The organism is Fulvimonas soli, assembly GCF_003148905.1.
GTDB classification, from domain to species: Bacteria; Pseudomonadota; Gammaproteobacteria; order Xanthomonadales; family Rhodanobacteraceae; genus Fulvimonas; species Fulvimonas soli.
The window spans coordinates 277,114-291,921 of the sequence record NZ_QGHC01000001.1 but is presented as its reverse complement, the minus strand read 5'-3'; the positions used below and the strand labels follow the sequence as shown (position 1 = coordinate 291,921).

The 14,808-nt window shown below is 70.6% G+C and carries 19 protein-coding genes and 1 tRNA gene; 17 read left to right on the top strand and 3 right to left on the bottom strand.

The annotated features are described in order from the left end of the window. The first annotated feature begins 122 nt into the window (after positions 1–122). The 12 genes from ccmA to C7456_RS01260 all read left to right on the top strand — a co-directional run bounded on the left by ccmA (position 123) and on the right by C7456_RS01260 (position 8,909). The gene (ccmA, locus tag C7456_RS01315; RefSeq protein WP_109721963.1) at positions 123–758 is read left to right on the top strand and encodes a cytochrome c biogenesis heme-transporting ATPase CcmA; all 636 of its coding nucleotides are present in this window, start codon (positions 123–125) and stop codon (positions 756–758) included. Continuing rightward, entirely contained in the window at positions 755–1,441 is a 687-nt protein-coding gene (gene ccmB, locus C7456_RS01310; protein ID WP_109721962.1) for a heme exporter protein CcmB, read from the top strand. The genes ccmA and ccmB overlap by 4 nt, the downstream gene beginning before the upstream one ends. Position 1,442: 1 nt before the next feature. Then, positions 1,443–2,201 carry a heme ABC transporter permease gene (locus C7456_RS01305; RefSeq protein ID WP_109721961.1) on the top strand — a complete coding sequence of 253 codons (759 nt, stop codon included), beginning with the start codon at positions 1,443–1,445 and terminating at the stop codon, positions 2,199–2,201. After that, complete coding sequence (gene ccmD / locus C7456_RS01300; RefSeq protein WP_109721960.1) at positions 2,198–2,398, top strand: heme exporter protein CcmD; 201 nt, start codon at positions 2,198–2,200, stop codon at positions 2,396–2,398. The genes C7456_RS01305 and ccmD overlap by 4 nt, the downstream gene beginning before the upstream one ends. After that, on the top strand, positions 2,395–2,865 hold the full coding sequence (ccmE, locus tag C7456_RS01295) for a cytochrome c maturation protein CcmE (protein ID WP_109721959.1): 471 nt from the start codon (positions 2,395–2,397) through the stop codon (positions 2,863–2,865). The genes ccmD and ccmE overlap by 4 nt, the downstream gene beginning before the upstream one ends. A gap of 103 nt (positions 2,866–2,968) precedes the next feature. Further along, complete coding sequence (locus C7456_RS01290) at positions 2,969–4,957, top strand: heme lyase CcmF/NrfE family subunit (RefSeq protein WP_109721958.1); 1,989 nt, start codon at positions 2,969–2,971, stop codon at positions 4,955–4,957. Then, the gene (locus C7456_RS01285; RefSeq protein WP_109721957.1) at positions 4,954–5,496 is read left to right on the top strand and encodes a DsbE family thiol:disulfide interchange protein; all 543 of its coding nucleotides are present in this window, start codon (positions 4,954–4,956) and stop codon (positions 5,494–5,496) included. The genes C7456_RS01290 and C7456_RS01285 overlap by 4 nt, the downstream gene beginning before the upstream one ends. Continuing rightward, positions 5,496–5,942 (top strand): cytochrome c-type biogenesis protein, encoded by a 447-nt coding sequence (locus C7456_RS01280; protein ID WP_170120143.1) that lies wholly within the window; start codon positions 5,496–5,498, stop codon positions 5,940–5,942. Before C7456_RS01285 ends, C7456_RS01280 begins: the two co-directional genes overlap by 1 nt. Next, positions 5,939–7,033 carry a tetratricopeptide repeat protein gene (locus C7456_RS01275; protein WP_109721956.1) on the top strand — a complete coding sequence of 365 codons (1,095 nt, stop codon included), beginning with the start codon at positions 5,939–5,941 and terminating at the stop codon, positions 7,031–7,033. Before C7456_RS01280 ends, C7456_RS01275 begins: the two co-directional genes overlap by 4 nt. A gap of 6 nt (positions 7,034–7,039) precedes the next feature. Beyond that, positions 7,040–8,176, top strand: a complete 1,137-nt coding sequence (metX, locus tag C7456_RS01270; protein WP_109721955.1) for a homoserine O-acetyltransferase MetX — start codon at positions 7,040–7,042, stop codon at positions 8,174–8,176. A 37-nt stretch (positions 8,177–8,213) separates the two neighbouring features. Further along, on the top strand, positions 8,214–8,798 hold the full coding sequence (locus C7456_RS01265) for a cysteine dioxygenase family protein (protein ID WP_109721954.1): 585 nt from the start codon (positions 8,214–8,216) through the stop codon (positions 8,796–8,798). A 25-nt stretch (positions 8,799–8,823) separates the two neighbouring features. Then, positions 8,824–8,909 (top strand) — tRNA-Leu (locus tag C7456_RS01260). An 87-nt stretch (positions 8,910–8,996) separates the two neighbouring features. Here the strand turns inward: C7456_RS01260 and C7456_RS01255 are convergent. After that, a complete protein-coding gene (locus C7456_RS01255) occupies positions 8,997–9,896 on the bottom strand; it encodes a LysR family transcriptional regulator (protein WP_109721953.1) in 900 nt (299 codons plus the stop codon). Between the two features lie 113 nt (positions 9,897–10,009). Here C7456_RS01255 and C7456_RS01250 point away from each other — a divergent pair, with 113 nt between their 5' ends. The 5 genes from C7456_RS01250 (at position 10,010) to C7456_RS01230 (ending at position 13,191) form a co-directional block, all read left to right on the top strand. Continuing rightward, positions 10,010–10,990 (top strand): aldo/keto reductase, encoded by a 981-nt coding sequence (locus C7456_RS01250; RefSeq protein WP_109721952.1) that lies wholly within the window; start codon positions 10,010–10,012, stop codon positions 10,988–10,990. A gap of 67 nt (positions 10,991–11,057) precedes the next feature. After that, entirely contained in the window at positions 11,058–11,471 is a 414-nt protein-coding gene (locus C7456_RS01245) for a (R)-mandelonitrile lyase (RefSeq protein ID WP_109721951.1), read from the top strand. Between the two features lie 45 nt (positions 11,472–11,516). Beyond that, positions 11,517–11,840, top strand: coding sequence for a carboxymuconolactone decarboxylase family protein (locus C7456_RS01240; RefSeq protein WP_109721950.1), 324 nt, complete (start codon positions 11,517–11,519; stop codon positions 11,838–11,840). Positions 11,841–11,892: 52 nt separating this feature from the next. Then, positions 11,893–12,120 (top strand): tautomerase family protein, encoded by a 228-nt coding sequence (locus tag C7456_RS01235; RefSeq protein ID WP_109721949.1) that lies wholly within the window; start codon positions 11,893–11,895, stop codon positions 12,118–12,120. Between the two features lie 36 nt (positions 12,121–12,156). Further along, positions 12,157–13,191 (top strand): zinc-binding dehydrogenase, encoded by a 1,035-nt coding sequence (locus tag C7456_RS01230; protein ID WP_109721948.1) that lies wholly within the window; start codon positions 12,157–12,159, stop codon positions 13,189–13,191. Between the two features lie 440 nt (positions 13,192–13,631). Here the strand turns inward: C7456_RS01230 and C7456_RS16780 are convergent, their stop codons facing one another. Together C7456_RS16780 and C7456_RS16775 are read right to left on the bottom strand one after the other, a co-directional pair. Next, complete coding sequence (locus C7456_RS16780; protein WP_139942870.1) at positions 13,632–14,147, bottom strand: hypothetical protein; 516 nt, start codon at positions 14,145–14,147, stop codon at positions 13,632–13,634. 2 nt (positions 14,148–14,149) lie between these two features. After that, positions 14,150–14,701 (bottom strand): hypothetical protein, encoded by a 552-nt coding sequence (locus tag C7456_RS16775; protein WP_146203576.1) that lies wholly within the window; start codon positions 14,699–14,701, stop codon positions 14,150–14,152. Positions 14,702–14,808 lie beyond the last annotated feature (107 nt).

The window sequence follows — 14,808 nt, the reverse complement described above, 5'->3', positions numbered from 1 at the left end:
GGCCGCGAAGTGGCGGACCACCGCCCACTGTCGCGGACAGGCCCCGATACCTGCCCCGGCCCCCCGGCGGCGGCACTGCGCCGCATGGACAAGCCCGCCGCGCATTGCGGACAATCGCGCGGATGACCGCCGCCGCCACCGCCGTCCCGCTGCTCGAGGCACGGGCCCTGTCCTTCCTCCGCGCGGACGAGCCCGTGTTCGGCCCGCTGGACTTCAGCCTCGGCGAGGGCGAGCTGGCGCTGGTGGAAGGCGACAACGGCAGCGGCAAGACCACCCTGCTGCGCCTGCTCGCCGGCCTGCTGCACGTGGGCGCCGGCGAGCTCTACTGGCGCGGCGCGCCGTGGCGGCGCGAGGCCTGCGCGGGCGAGACGCTGCTGCTCGGCCACCAGCTGGGCCTGAAGGGCGACCTCAGCCCGCGCGAGAACCTCGCCATCGCCGCCGGCCTGCACGGCGCGCGCGAGGGCGCCAGCGTGGCCGGCGCGCTGGACGAGGTGGGCCTGGCCGGCTACGAGGACGAGCCGGTGCGCCGCCTTTCCGCCGGCCAGAAGAAGCGCGCCGCGCTGGCCCGCCTGCTGCTGCTGCCCGGCACGCTGTGGCTGCTGGACGAGCCCTACGCCAACCTCGACCGCGCCGGCATCGCGCTGGTCAACCGCGTGCTGGAACGGCACGTCGACGGCGGCGGCAGCGCGCTGGTGACCAGCCACGGCGCGGTGAGCTTCCACGGCGGCGAGCCGCGGCGGATCAGGATGCACGCATGAGCGGCGCGCCGCTGTCCCGCGCCTGCGCCGCCGTGCTGCGCCGCGACCTGGTGCTGGCCTGGCGCCGCCGCGGCGACCTCGCCATGCCGGTGCTGTACGCGCTGATCGTGGCCACGCTGTTCCCCTTCGCGCTGGGCCCGGAGGACGCGCTGCTGCAACGCATCGCCGGCGGCGTGGTGCTGGTGACCGTGCTGCTGGCGATGCTGCTGGCGCTCGACGGCATGTTCCGCAGCGACCTGGAGGACGGCTCGCTGGAGCAGCTGGTGCTCTCGCCGCAGCCGCTGGCGCCGCTGCTGGGCATGAAGATCCTCGCCCACTGGCTGGCCACCGCGCTGCCGCTGATCGTGGTGGCGCCGCTGCTGGCCGGCATGCTGCACCTACCCGCGGCGGTGCTGCCGGCGCTGCTGCTGGCGCTGCTGCTGGCCACGCCGCTGCTCAGCCTGCTCGGCGCGGTGCTGGTGGCGCTGACGGCTGGCACGCGGCGCTCTGGTATGCTGCTGGCCCTGATGCTGCTGCCGTTGTGCGTGCCGGTGGTGATCTTCGCCGCCGGCGCCGTGGCCGCCGCTCAGCAAGGGCTGCCGTGGTCCGCGCCCGTCGCCTGGCTCGGCGCCGGCCTCGCGCTGGCGCTGGTGCTGGCTCCGCTGGCCTGCGCCGTCGCTCTACGTATCGCGCTGGACGCTTGAGATGGCCAACTGGATCCCGCTCTGGGTGCACAAGCTCGGCTCGCCGCCGATCTTCTACCGCTTCGCCGGCGCGGTGCGCCCGTGGGCGCTGGCGCTGGCCGCGCTGCTCGGCGCGGTGGCGCTGTACGGCGGGCTAGTGCTGGCACCACAGGACCGGTATCAACATGATGCCTACCGGATCATCTTCATCCATGTGCCCTGCGCGTGGATGAGCCTGTTCATCTACGGGGCGATGGCCGTGGCCTCGTTCGTCGCGCTGGTGTGGCGGGTGAAGCTGGCCGAGGTGGTGGCGATGGAGTCGGCGCCGATCGGCGCGGCCTTCACCTTCGTCACCCTGGTCACCGGCTCGCTGTGGGGCAAGCCGATGTGGGGCACCTGGTGGACCTGGGACGCGCGGCTCACCTCCGAGCTGGTGCTGCTGTTCCTGTACCTGGGCGTGATCGGGCTGTACCACGCCTTCGAGGACCGCCGCCAGGGCGCGCGCGCCGCCGCCTTCCTCGCCCTCATCGGCATCGTCAACGTGCCGATCGTGCATTTCTCGGTGAACTGGTGGAACACCCTGCACCAGGGCTCCACCGTGCGCATCCTCGGCCCCTCGAAGATCAGCGGCGACATGCTGTGGCCGCTGCTGACCATGATGGTGGCGACCAAGTGCTACTACCTCGCCAGCCTGTGCGGCCGCGTGCGCGCCGACCTGCTGGAGCTGGAAGGCGGCAAGGACTGGGTGCGGCGCATCGCCGAGGCGGAGGAGCGCGCATGAACGGCTTCTTCGCCATGGGCGGCTACGCCGCCTACGTGTGGCCGGCCTACGCGGTGTTCCTGCTGGTGCTGGCCGCCGACTTCCTCTCCCCCGCGCTGCGTCGCCGCCGCATCCTGCGCGAGCTGCGCGCGCGCCTCGCCCGCCAGGCGCGCCGCCAGCGCGCGCCGGCCCCCGGATCCCTGCCGAGCGAACGATGAACCCCGCCCGCAAACGCCGCCTCATCCTGGTCCTGCTGGTGCTCGCCGCCGCCGCCGTGGCGATCGGCCTGGCCGTGTTCGCGCTGCAGCGGAACATGAACTACCTGTTCACCCCGAGCCAGGTGCAGTCGGGCGAGGCCAGCGCCTACCAGACCTTCCGCCTGGGCGGCATGGTCAAGGCCGGCTCGATCCAGCGCTCGCCGGACTCGCTCAAGGTCACCTTCACCGTGGTCGACGCCAATGGCGCGATGCCGGTGGAGTACACCGGCATCCTGCCGGACCTGTTCCGCGACAACCAGTCGGTGATCGCCACCGGCCACATGGACAACGCCCACTTCGTCGCCACCGAGGTGCTCGCCAAGCACGACGAGACCTACATGCCGAAGGAGCTGAAGGAAGCGATGGCGAAGGCGCACCAGGGGAAGCAGGTGGGAGGCGGGGACGCGGAACGGGGGACGCGGGAATGAACCGAGCCATGCACGCCCTGCCCCCGCCCCGGCCGGCCCACGCCCCACGCCCGCGCCGCCGTGGCGCGCGTTGCCCGTCCACCGCTTTGCGGCCATCCTCCCCATGATCCCCGAACTCGGCCAACTCGCGCTGGTCCTCGCCCTGCTGCTGGCGCTGGCGCAGGGCGTCCTGCCGATCCTCGGCGCCTGGCGCGGCAACCGCGCGCTGATGGCGCTGGCGCGCCCCGCCGCGGCGGGCCAGGCGGTGTTCGTGGGCACCGCGTTCATGCTGCTGGTGTGGGCCTTCCTGCAGTTCGACTTCTCGGTGCGCTACGTCGCCGACAACTCCAACCTCGCGCTGCCCTGGTACTACCGCATCGCCGCGGTGTGGGGCGCGCACGAGGGCTCGATGCTGCTGTGGGTGGCGATCCTCGACGTGTGGACGGTGGCGCTGATCGCGCTGAGCCGCTCGCTGCCGGAGCCCTTCCTGGCCCGCGTGGTGGGCGTGCTGGGGCTGATCGCGGCGGGCTTCCTCGCCTTCATCCTGTTCACCTCCAACCCGTTCGAGCGCCTGCTGCCGATGCCCGCCGACGGCGGCGACCTCAACCCGGTGCTGCAGGACCCGGGCATGACCTTCCACCCGCCCGTGATCTACATGGGCTACGTGGGCTTCTCGGTGGCCTTCGCCTTCGCCATCGCCGGCCTGCTCGGCGGCGAGCTGGAGCAGGCCTGGGTGCGCTGGTCGCGGCCGTGGACCAACGTGGCCTGGGGCTTCCTCTCCGCCGGCATCGTGGCCGGCAGCTGGTGGGCCTACGCGGAGCTCGGCTGGGGCGGCTGGTGGTTCTGGGACCCGGTGGAGAACGCCAGCTTCATGCCCTGGCTGGTCGGCGCCGCGCTGGTGCACGCGCAGGCGGTGACCGAGAAGCGCGGCTCGCTGCGCGCCTGGACCATCCTGCTGTCGATCTTCGCCTTCTCGCTCTCGCTGCTGGGCACCTTCCTGGTGCGCTCGGGCGTGCTCACCTCGGTGCACGCCTTCGCCTCCGACCCGCGGCGCGGCCTGTTCATCCTGTGCTTCCTCGCCGTGGTGGTGGGCGGCTCGCTGCTGCTGTACGCGCTGCGCGCGCCCAAGGTGGCCGGCGGCAAGCCGTTCGGCGCGGTCTCGCGCGAGAGCGCGGTGCTGGTCGGCAACCTGATGCTCGCCGTGGCCGCGGCGATGGTGCTGCTCGGCACGCTGTTCCCGCTGGTGGGCGACGCGCTGGACCTGGGCAAGGTTTCGGTGGGCCCGCCCTACTTCGGCTTCCTGTTCACCCTGCTGATGCTGCCGGTGGTGGTGCTGCTGCCGTTCGGCCCGTTCCTGCGCTGGGGTGGCGCGGGCGACACCGGCCTGCTCAGGAGCGTGCTGCTGCGCGTGGCCGTGGCGGCGGTGGCCGGCGCCGTCGTCGCCGCCTTCCTGGTCGGCGGCCAGCCCAAGGCCATCGCCGGCACCGCCGGCGCGGCGTGGGTCGGCGTGGGTACCCTGCTCTACGTCTACAAGCGCTGGCGCGAGATGCCGCGCGGCCGCCGCTACCCGGCCGAGATGGCCGGCATGCTGCTGGCGCACTTCGGCGTGGGCGTGTTCCTGGTCGGCGTGCTGCTGTCCGAATCGCTCAGCGTGACGCGCGACGTGCGCATGGCGCCGGGCGACGAGCAGGCCATCGGCGCCTACCGCTTCCGCTTCGACGGCGTGCACGCCACCCGCGGCCCGAACTGGCACGCCGAGCAGGGCACCGTCACCGTGCTCAAGGACGGCCGCACCGTCGCCGTGATGCACCCGCAGAAGCGCACCTACCTGCGCGGCCAGGTGCAGACCGAGTCGGCGATCGACCCGGGCGTGACCCGCGACCTCTACGTGGCGCTGGGCGAGCCGATGGACGCGGGCAACCTGGAAGGCGCCTGGGCGCTGCGGCTCTACGAAAAGCCCTTCGTGCGCTGGATCTGGGCCGGCGGCCTGCTGATGATGCTGGGCGGCTTCGCCAGCGCGGCGGACAGGCGCTTCCGTGCCAGGCGCACGGCCGGCGCGGCGCAGCCGGAGGCCGCGCCCGCGGCGGCGATCGCACGGGAGTCGCGCGCATGAGCCGGCTGGTCCCGCTGTTCGCCTTCCTGCTGCTGGTGGCGCTGTTCGGCTTCGGCATCTGGTGGAACACCGGCCACGACCAGCGCGAGGTACCCTCGCCGCTGATCGGCAAGCCCGCGCCGGCCTACGCGCTGCCGCACCTGGACGACCCGTCCAGGACGCTCGCCAAGGCCGACATGCTGGGCAAGCCCTACCTGCTCAACGTGTTTGCCAGCTGGTGCGTGGCCTGCGGCGACGAGCACCCGGTGCTGATGGCCGAGGGCCGCAGCCTGGGCATCCCGCTGGTCGGCTACGACTACAAGGACGATCCCGCCGACGCCAAGGCCTGGCTGGCGCAGCACGGCAATCCCTACGACCTGGTGATCGCCGACCGCGAGGGCCGCACCGCGATCGACTTCGGCGTGTACGGCGCGCCGGAGAGCTTCCTGATCGACGCCCGGGGCGTGATCCGCTACAAGCGCATCGGCCCGTTCACCCCCGAGGTGATCGAGAAGGAATTGAAGCCGCGCATCGCCGCGCTGCGGAAGGAGGCGCCGTGATGCACGCGCCGTTCCGCCTGCTGGCCTGCGTCCTGCTGCTCGCCGCCGGCCTCGCCGCAGCGCAGGCGATCGACCCGCTGCCGTTCAGGGACCGCGCCGAGGAAGTGCGCTTCCAGAACCTGACGCGCCAGCTGCGCTGCCTGGTCTGCCAGAACGAGAACCTGGCCGACTCCAACGCCGACCTGGCGCGCGACCTGCGCCACGAGGTGTTCGGCCTGATGCGGCAGGGCAAGAGCGACGACGAGATCAAGCAGTACCTGGTCGACCGCTATTCCAGGTTCGTGCTGTACGACCCGCCGCTGGACCGCGGCACCGTGCTGCTGTGGTTCGGCCCGGCGCTGATCCTGCTGGCCGGCGGCGCGGTGGTGTGGCTCACCATCCGCCGCCGCAGCCGCGCGGCGCCGGCCGCGGCGACCGCGCCGACCGACAACGGGGACGATTGGTGAAAACCGCTTTCTTCCTGATCGCCACGGCCATGATCGTCGTGGCGCTGGCCTTGCTGCTGGTGCCGCTGCTGCGCGCCGGGCGCCGGCTCGGCCGCCCGCGCGGCGTGTTCGCGCTGGGGCTGGGCCTGGCCTTCGCGCTGCCGCTGGCGGCGATCGGCCTGTACGTGCTGGTCGGCACGCCGGCCGCGCTCGACGGCGTGAGCCGCCAGCCGACGATGCAGGACATCGACCAGGCCATCGCCCAGCTGCGCGAGCACCTCGGGCAGCAGCCCGGCGACGCGCAGGGCTGGGCGCTGCTGGCGCAGAGCATGACCGCGATGCGCCAGCCGGCCGAGGCGCGCGACGCCTTCGACCACCTGTTGCAGCTCGACGCCGACAACGTCGGCGCGATGGTGGGCTGGGCCGAGGCCGACTCGCAGGTGCGCCCCGACCACCGCATCGACGGCCGCGCGCTCGCGCTGCTGCAGCGCTCCGTGCAGCTCGACCCGACCAACCAGCGCGGGCTGTGGCTGCTCGGCATCGCCGCCTTCCAGGCCGACCGCTACGCGGAGGCCGCCGCGTTCTGGCGCCGCCTGCAGCCGCTGCTGGAGCCCGGCTCCAGCGTCGCGCAGGCGGTGGCCGAGCAGATCGCGGTGGCCGACGCGCGCGCCGGCCAGTCGCCGGCCGCACCGGCCAGCGCCGCCGCGCCCGCGGGCACCGATGGCGCGACGGACGCGGCCGGCGGCGCCGCCTCCACCGCGCCGCAAGGGCCGCAGCTCAAGGTCGAGGTCGCCCTCGCGCCCGCGCTGGCCGCGCGCGTGGGCAAGGGCGACACGCTGTTCGTCTACGCCCGCGCCGAGCACGGCCCGCCGATGCCGCTGGCGGTGGCCAGGCTCGACGCCGCCGCGCTGCCGGCCACGGTGACGCTGACCGACGCGATGGCGATGACGCCGCAGCTCACGCTGTCCTCCGTGCCGCGCGTGTTCGTCGGCGCGCGCATCAGCAGGAGCGGCCAGGCCATCGCCCAGCCCGGCGACCTCGAAGGCGACGCCGGCGTGGTCGACGTGAACGCCGCGGCCCCGGTGAGGATCACCATCGACAAGGTGCACTGAACGCCCATGGACGCGCGCCGCTACCACGCCCTGCCCTCGCCCTTCCCGATGAAGCGCGGCGGCGCGCTGCACGGCGCCCGCGTCGCCTACGAGACCTGGGGCGCACTGAACGCCGCGCGCGACAACGCGCTGCTGATCCTCACCGGCCTCTCGCCCAGCGCGCACGCCGCCTCCAGCCCGGATGACCCTTCGCCGGGCTGGTGGGAAGGCATGATCGGCCCCGGCAAGGCGATCGACACCAACCGCTGGTTCGTGGTCTGCGTGAACTCGCTGGGCAGCGACAAGGGCTCCACCTGCCCCGCCTCGGTCGATCCGGCCACCGGCCGGCCGTACCGGCTGCGCTTCCCGGAACTGTCATTGGAGGACGTCGCCGACGCCGCGCACGCAGTGGTCCGCGACGGCCTCGGCGTCGAGCGGCTGGCCTGCCTGGTCGGCTGCTCGATGGGCGGCATGAGCGCGCTGGCCTACATGCTGCGGCACCCCGGCAGCGTGCGCGCGCACGTCAGCGTGGACACCGCGCCGCAGGCGCAGCCGTTCGCCATCGCGATCCGCTCGCTGCAGCGCGAGGCGATCCGGCTCGATCCGGGCTGGGCCGGCGGCGACTACGACCTCCACGCGGCCGAGGGCGGCACCTACCCCGACGCCGGCATGAGCATCGCGCGCAAGCTCGGCGTGATCACCTACCGTTCGGCCATGGAATGGAACGGCCGCTTCGCGCGCATCCGGCTCGATCCCGAGCAGCGCGAGGAGCAGCCGTTCGGCTTCGAGTTCCAGGTGGAGTCCTACCTGCAAGGCCACGCCCAGCGCTTCGTGCGCACCTTCGACCCCAACAGCTACCTGTACCTGTCGCGCGCCAGCGACTGGTTCGACGTGGCCGAGTACGGCGGCGGCAGCGTGCTGGAGGGCTTGAAGCGCATCCGCGTCGAACGCGCGCTGGTGATCGGCGTGAGCACCGACATCCTGTTCCCGCTGGAGCAGCAGGAGCAGATCGCCGAGGGCCTGCGCGCGGCCGGCGCCGAGGTCGAGTTCGTCGCGCTGGACTCGCCGCAGGGCCACGACGCCTTCCTGGTCGACATCCCCAACTACAGCCGCGCCATCGGCGGCTTCCTGAACCGCCTGCACGCCGGCTCCGGCCCGCGCTGATAAAATCGGCGCGCGACGCCGCCATTCGAGAAGCACCATGCTCACCACGGAATTCCCCGGCTGCCACGAACTGATCGACGCGATCGACACCGCGGTCAGCAAGGAGTCCACCCACGCCATCACCGACAGCCTGCGCAACAGCCTGTGCAAGCTGATCCGCAGCGGCGCGGTGAAGCTCCCCGACTGCGTGTTCGAGACCGCCGAGGGCCGCTACGCCCGCCGCGAGCTGTACCGCAGCGAGGAGCACGGCTACTGCGTGGTGGCGATGACCTGGGCGCCCGGCCAGGGCACCCCGATCCACGACCACTGCGGCATGTGGTGCGTGGAAGGCGTGTGGAGCGGCGCGCTGGAGGTGGTGCAGTACGAGCGGGTGCAGAGCGACGGCGAGCAGCGCGTGTGCTTCCAGCCGGTCGGCTCGATCCAGGCCGGCCCCGGCTCGGCCGGCAGCCTGATCCCGCCGCACGAGTATCACACCATCCGCAATCCCAGCGAGGACACGGTGGCGGTCAGCCTGCACATCTACTCGGGCAACATGACCCACTGCGCGGTCTTCCAGCCGCTGCCGGAGGACCACTGGTACCAGCGCTGCGAGCGCCAGCTGGGGCTCGACCCGGTCCATTGATGCCGGCATAATCGCCTGCCCACGTGCCGGTGTGGCGGAATGGTAGACGCGGCGGACTCAAAATCCGCTTCTGGCGACAGAGTGTAGGTTCGAGTCCTATCACCGGTACCAGTGTGATCCGAGGCCCCTTTCCGGGGCCTTTTGTTTGGGCGGCGCCCCCGTGAGCCCGGACCGGCCCTGGCCGGTGCCCACCCCGCCTCAGCGGCGCTTCCGGTAGCGGAGCGCGTCGACCAGCAACGCGAAGGCCGGCGAAGGCTGCCGCCGGCTCGGGTAGTAAAGGTGGTAGCCGGCGAACAGCGGGCACCAGTCGTCCAGCACCTGGCGCAGGCGTCCGCCGCGGATGTGCGGCAGGACCATGTCCTCGGGGAGGTAGGCGAGCCCGAAGCCCGCCAGCGCGGCCTCGAGGATGCGCTGCAGGCTGTTGAAGATCAGCCGCCCCTGCACGCGCACGTTGAGCGCGTGGCCGTCCTTCTCGAACTCCCACGCATACAGGCCGCCGTGCGTCAGGAAACGCAGGTTGATGCAGTCGTGCGCGGTGAGGTCGCGCGGCGTCGCGATCGGCGGCGATGCGGCGAGGTACTCCGGCGCGCCGGCCACCACCAGGCGCGTGGGCGGCCCGATCGGCACCGCGATCATGTCCTGCGCGACCTGCTCGCCCAGGCGGATGCCGGCGTCGAAGCGCTCGGCCACGATGTCGGTGAGCGTGGAATCGCTGACCACCTCGACGCGGATGTCCGGGTACTGCGGCAGGAATTTCTCCAGCGCCGGCCAGAGGATCGTGGCCGCGGCGTGTTCGCTCGAGGTGATGCGGATGTTGCCGCTGGGCTTGTCGCGCAGCTCGCTCAGGCCAGCGAGCGCGGCGTCGATGTTCTCGAAGTTCGGGACCAGTGCCTCTTGCAGCCGCGAACCCGCCTCGGTGGGCGAGACGCTGCGCGTGGTGCGGGTCAGCAGGCGCAGGCCCAGCCGCGCTTCGAGTCCCTGGATCTTGTGGCTCAGCGCCGACTGCGAAAGGCCGAGCTGGGCCGCGGCGCGCGTGAAGCTGCCCTCTCGCGCCACGGCGAGGAACGCCTGCAGGTCGTTGTAGTTCTCGCCGCCCATGCCCGGCCTATTCATCTATTCGGAACATAAGTCCTTTCGATATTACCCGGCTTATCGGATAGGCACATCGGCACCAGACTAGGGGACGTTTCGAACCCGCCAGGAGCACCGCCATGCAGACCCGCACGCTCGGCCGACACGGCCCCGTCGTCTCCGCGCTCGGATTCGGCTGCATGGGGCTGAGCTTCGGCTACGGTCCCGGCCTCGAGCGCGCGCAAGGCGTCGCGCTCATCCGCGAGGCGTTCGACCGAGGCGTCGGCTTCTTCGACACGGCCGAAGCCTACGGCGCCCTCAACGAGGAAATGCTGGGCGAGGCCGTAGCGCCGTTCCGCGACCGCGTGGTGATCGCCACCAAGTTCGGCTTCCGCGACGGCGACTCCAGGGCCGGCATGGACAGCCGGCCCGAGCGCATCCGCGAGGTGGCCGACGCCTCGCTCAAGCGCCTGCGCACCGACCGCATCGACCTTTTCTACCAGCACCGCGTCGATCCCGGCGTGCCGATGGAAGACGTCGCCGGCACGGTCAAAGACCTGATTGCCGCGGGCAAGGTCATGCACTTCGGCCTGTCCGAGGCCGGCGCCGAGTCGATCCGGCGCGCGCATGCCGTCCAGCCCGTCGCGGCGCTGCAGAGCGAATATTCGCTGTGGTGGCGCGAACCCGAGAAAGCCATCCTCCCGCTGTGCGAAGAGCTGGGCATCGGCTTCGTGCCGTTCAGCCCGCTCGGCAAGGGTTTTCTCACCGGCAAGATCGACGAGAACACCCCGTTCGCCAAGGACGACTTCCGCAACGTCGTGCCGCGCTTCTCGCCCGAGGCGCGCAAGGCCAACCAGGCGCTGGTCGACTTGCTCGGCCGCATCGCCGGCGAGCGCCAGGCGACCCCGGCGCAGATCGCGCTTGCGTGGCTGCTTGCGCAGAAGCCGTGGATCGTGCCGATCCCGGGCACGACCAAGTCGCCTCGCCTGCGAGAGAACATCGGCGCCACGGCCATCGAACTGACCGCAGACGACTTGCGCAGGATCGACGCTGCGCTTTCGCACATCCAGGTGCAGGGCGAGCGCTATCCCGCGCACCTGGCCGCGCGCGCCGGCCGCTAGTCGAGCCGGCGCGAGGCCGCGGCGACGGCGAGCCGCCGCCCCCCTTTGTTCATCCGGAGCACTTCCCATGAAACTCATCCGCAACGGCTCCCAGCCCTCCGTCAAGGGATCGCCGGCGTACTTCACCGGCAACGTCCGCATCGACCCGCTGGTGAGCGCGGAGGCGCCCGCGCGGGTGGCCTGCGGCAGCGTCACCTTCGAGCCGGGCGCCCGCTCCGCCTGGCACACGCATCCGCTCGGCCAGATCCTGATCGTCACCGCCGGCTGCGGCTGGACGCAGTGCGAAGGCGAGCCGATCGAGGAAATCCGCGCCGGCGACGTGATCTGGTGCCCGCCCGGCCACCGCCACTGGCACGGCGCCACGCCCACCACCTCGATGACCCACATCGCCGTCCAGGAAGCGCTCGACGGCAAGGTCGTCGAATGGATGGAGCACGTCACCGACGAACAGTACCTGGCGGGTCCTCCGCGCGCGTCGTGAACGCCATCGAGCCCCATGAGCACCGCACTACCTGGAGCCCACACCATGACCGACAAGTCCCCCACCCGCCAGGGTCCCTATGCGGACATCGCCCCCGCGCTCGACCAGATCACCCAGCAGGTGCTGTTCGGAGAAGTGTGGGAACGCCCCGGCCTCTCCAGGCGCGACCGCAGCCTGGCCACCGTCGCCGCGCTGATCGCCCAGTACCGCGTGAACGAGCTGCCGTTCCACCTGAAGTACGCCTTGCAGAACGGCGTGACCAAGGAAGAACTCGTCGAGGAGATCACGCACCTGGCGTTCTACGCCGGCTGGCCGGCCGCGAGCACCGCCGTGGGCATCGCGCGCAAGGCGTTCGCGGAAAACCCGTGATCGGGCGTCGCGCCGGCCCGAACGGCCCTTCCACGCAGGAGCGGAGCCAACCATGCCCCACGTCATCGTCAAGGCCTGGCCCGGCAAGACCGAGCAGCCGAAGCAGGAACTGGCCGAGCGCATCGCCCGGGACGTGATGGACGTGCCCGGCTACGGCGAGGAAGCCGTCTCGGTCGCGTTCGAGGAAATCCCGGCCCGCGACTGGGCCGAAAAGGTCTACCGGCCCGACATCGCCGCCCATCCCGGACGGCTCTGCAAGAAACCCGGCTACGCGATGTAGCCGTCCCCTCCACCATTCCGTCCGAGGACTTTTCCCATGCGCGCCACCCTCATGTACAGCGCCGGCGACGTTCGCGTCGAGCACGTGCCCGACGCCACGATCGTCGAACCCACCGACGCGCTGGTCCGCGTCGTCCGCGCCTGCATCTGCGGCAGCGACCTGTGGCCCTACCGCGACATGCCGCCCGTCGAAGGCGGCCGCAGCATGGGCCACGAGGCCATCGGCGTCGTCGAGGACGTCGGCCGCGACGTGCGGCGCGTGAAGGCCGGCGACTTCGTCATCATGCCGTTCGCGTTTTCCGACGGCACCTGCGAGTTCTGCCAGGAGCGCCTGCAGACCTCGTGCGTGCACGGCGGCTTCTTCGGCAGCGGCCGGGTGAACGGCGCCCAGGCCGAGGCACTGCGCATCCCCCAGGCGGACGGCACGCTCTACGTGCTGCCGACGCCCGCCGACGACGCCCTGGCGGCGTCACTGCTCAGCCTGTCCGACGTCATGGGCACGGGCCACCATGCGGCGTTGGCCGCCCGCGTCGCTCCGGGCAAGCGCGTCGCGGTGATCGGCGACGGCGCCGTCGGCCTGTGCGGCGTCATCGCGGCGAAGCGCCTCGGCGCCGAGCAGATCATCATGCTTGGGCGCCACGCCGACCGCATCGCGCTGGCCCGGGCCTTCGGCGCCACCGGCGTGGTCGGCGAGCGCGGCGAGGCCGGCGCCGCGAAGGTGCGCGAGCTGACCGGCGGCTTCGGCGTGCATGCCGTGCTCGAGTGCGTGGGCAGCGACACGTCGATGGCGACCGCCATGGCCATCGTCCGCGCCGGCGGCGCCATCGGCCGGGTCGGCGTGCCGCACTACGACGCCATCCCCGCCGCGCAGCCTGCCTTCTACGGCAACGTGACCGTGAGCGGCGGCCCCGCCCCCGTGCGCGCCTACATCGAGGACTTGCTGCCCGACGTGCTGGAGGGCCGCATCGAGCCCGGCCGCGTCTTCGACCGCGTGGTCGGCCTGGAGCAGGTGCCCGCCGGCTATCGCGCCATGGACGCGCGCGAGTCGGTCAAGGTGATGGTCAAGCCGTAGCGGTTCCCCGCCAGGCTGTGCGCCGACTCGCATGCGCCGCCAAGCCATGGCAGCGGCCCCGCCCGCCGCCGCACGGCCGCGGAACCGCCTTGACCGTAAACCGGGCTTCAAGGTCAGCGTCGCGCCCGAAGCAGGCTTCCACGGCCCCGGCCGACCGGCCGGACTCGGGCAACGAAACCCCAAGGCCACCAAGAAAGCGGCACGCAAAGCTGCCCAAAAGGGCGCGCCGAAGAAGGGCCAATTCCGACTGCGAGCGATCACGTTGCGGGCTCTCGCCCGGCTGGCAGAGCAAACAAGAAGTTGCTCCGCATCGCCAATCAAAACGTCAACTGAGCGTGCGACGAGCCATGCATCCCGCTCGAAAAGCTAATCTTCGAAATAGGGCTCGCCCGTCGTGAAGTAAAAATCGTACTTGTGGCTCACCCCGCGCAAACAATCCTTTATTGCGTCCACGGCGATCGCGAGCACCTGGTCCTTCGGTCCTCGTGAAAGAGCGCGGGATACCGCTTCCGCAAGTCCGTGTAGTCGATGAATATCGCCGTTGGAAGCGGGCACGCGCCCAAGTCGAGTGTTCGCGGGGTCAGATAGTCATCAACGAACTTTCCCTTGATCGTCAGCGTTTGCTTGTCGAAGACCGATGGATGCTTATCCATTGGCCCTGGATTCGCAATCGTCAGGCAATACTTGTCCCATTCCCGCGGCTTGAAGTTGTCCGCTCCTCCCGCAGCCACATGGCGGTCAAATTCAGCTTTTATATTTTGCGACTCATAGATGTTGCGGCCTTCGGCAACAAGCGTTATGCAACCCCGTACAGTTACCGTTTTCCTGTTGTACTGGGAAGGGTTGCCATTCAGCGCACTCGGGCTCAAAGCGGCTTCATGTTCAGAGGCTTGCAAGCGGCCGCTCGGCAGAGCAGCCGCCAGAACAGCACCCAATAGGGCTTTGCAGATATTCATGGTTACGGCTGCTGGAAGTTCAGCTGTTCGACGTTCAGATTGTTTTGCATCTGCTGGTTCTGGCTGCCGTTGAGGGCGCCGGCGGGATAGGTAAATTGGAGTTGACCATCCTGCATTTCGTGCCAGCCCACTTGTCCACGCGAAACGGTCGCCATTGGCATACCTGCCCGCAGTGATTGAGTGTCCCCGTAATTGCCGTTGCTCTTGGGATCGTCGACCATGCCGTTTGAGCGGTGCGGCCCGTTGTCGATATGCCCATGAATGCCAGCAACGGCGCTGGACGGGATCGTTGTCGATGCCGTTCTCGCCGTGACGGTTTCCCCGCTCTTCGTATCACCGGAATTTTGAACGGAGAGCTTGCCGTCCTCTCCCTTCACAACGAAGCCGACCGCGCGATGATGTTGCCTTGGACATCCGTCTTGGCCAGGACGCTGCCCTGAGGATCGGTGTAGTAGTAATGCACGATGCGCGTTGGCGCGCGCACGGCACCTTCGAACTGCCAACATCAGCACGCCAATTGCGCATATTTCACGGCTTCTCGCGCAACGATCCATGACGCCCCTTCCCTATTTAGCCGAAGCCGCATTTCGCTTCGCCGTAACGCCTCAAGCACCACCTTGCCTGCCAATTAAAGCGGTCGTCAAGAAGGCTGCTTTAATAC

Excerpts from the sequence above, each read along its gene's own strand:
- ccmA (WP_109721963.1), top strand. The coding sequence starts at position 123 with ATGACCGCCGCCGCCACCGCCGTCCCGCTGCTCGAGGCACGGGCCCTG.
- ccmB (WP_109721962.1), top strand. The coding sequence starts at position 755 with ATGAGCGGCGCGCCGCTGTCCCGCGCCTGCGCCGCCGTGCTGCGCCGC.
- C7456_RS01305 (WP_109721961.1), top strand. The coding sequence starts at position 1,443 with ATGGCCAACTGGATCCCGCTCTGGGTGCACAAGCTCGGCTCGCCGCCG.
- ccmD (WP_109721960.1), top strand. The coding sequence starts at position 2,198 with ATGAACGGCTTCTTCGCCATGGGCGGCTACGCCGCCTACGTGTGGCCG.
- ccmE (WP_109721959.1), top strand. The coding sequence starts at position 2,395 with ATGAACCCCGCCCGCAAACGCCGCCTCATCCTGGTCCTGCTGGTGCTC.
- C7456_RS01290 (WP_109721958.1), top strand. The coding sequence starts at position 2,969 with ATGATCCCCGAACTCGGCCAACTCGCGCTGGTCCTCGCCCTGCTGCTG.
- C7456_RS01285 (WP_109721957.1), top strand. The coding sequence starts at position 4,954 with ATGAGCCGGCTGGTCCCGCTGTTCGCCTTCCTGCTGCTGGTGGCGCTG.
- C7456_RS01280 (WP_170120143.1), top strand. The coding sequence starts at position 5,496 with ATGCACGCGCCGTTCCGCCTGCTGGCCTGCGTCCTGCTGCTCGCCGCC.
- metX (WP_109721955.1), top strand. The coding sequence starts at position 7,040 with ATGGACGCGCGCCGCTACCACGCCCTGCCCTCGCCCTTCCCGATGAAG.
- C7456_RS01265 (WP_109721954.1), top strand. The coding sequence starts at position 8,214 with ATGCTCACCACGGAATTCCCCGGCTGCCACGAACTGATCGACGCGATC.
- C7456_RS01255 (WP_109721953.1), bottom strand. The coding sequence starts at position 9,896 with ATGGGCGGCGAGAACTACAACGACCTGCAGGCGTTCCTCGCCGTGGCG.
- C7456_RS01250 (WP_109721952.1), top strand. The coding sequence starts at position 10,010 with ATGCAGACCCGCACGCTCGGCCGACACGGCCCCGTCGTCTCCGCGCTC.
- C7456_RS01245 (WP_109721951.1), top strand. The coding sequence starts at position 11,058 with ATGAAACTCATCCGCAACGGCTCCCAGCCCTCCGTCAAGGGATCGCCG.
- C7456_RS01240 (WP_109721950.1), top strand. The coding sequence starts at position 11,517 with ATGACCGACAAGTCCCCCACCCGCCAGGGTCCCTATGCGGACATCGCC.
- C7456_RS01235 (WP_109721949.1), top strand. The coding sequence starts at position 11,893 with ATGCCCCACGTCATCGTCAAGGCCTGGCCCGGCAAGACCGAGCAGCCG.
- C7456_RS01230 (WP_109721948.1), top strand. The coding sequence starts at position 12,157 with ATGCGCGCCACCCTCATGTACAGCGCCGGCGACGTTCGCGTCGAGCAC.
- C7456_RS16780 (WP_139942870.1), bottom strand. The coding sequence starts at position 14,147 with ATGAATATCTGCAAAGCCCTATTGGGTGCTGTTCTGGCGGCTGCTCTG.
- C7456_RS16775 (WP_146203576.1), bottom strand. The coding sequence starts at position 14,701 with ATGGATCGTTGCGCGAGAAGCCGTGAAATATGCGCAATTGGCGTGCTG.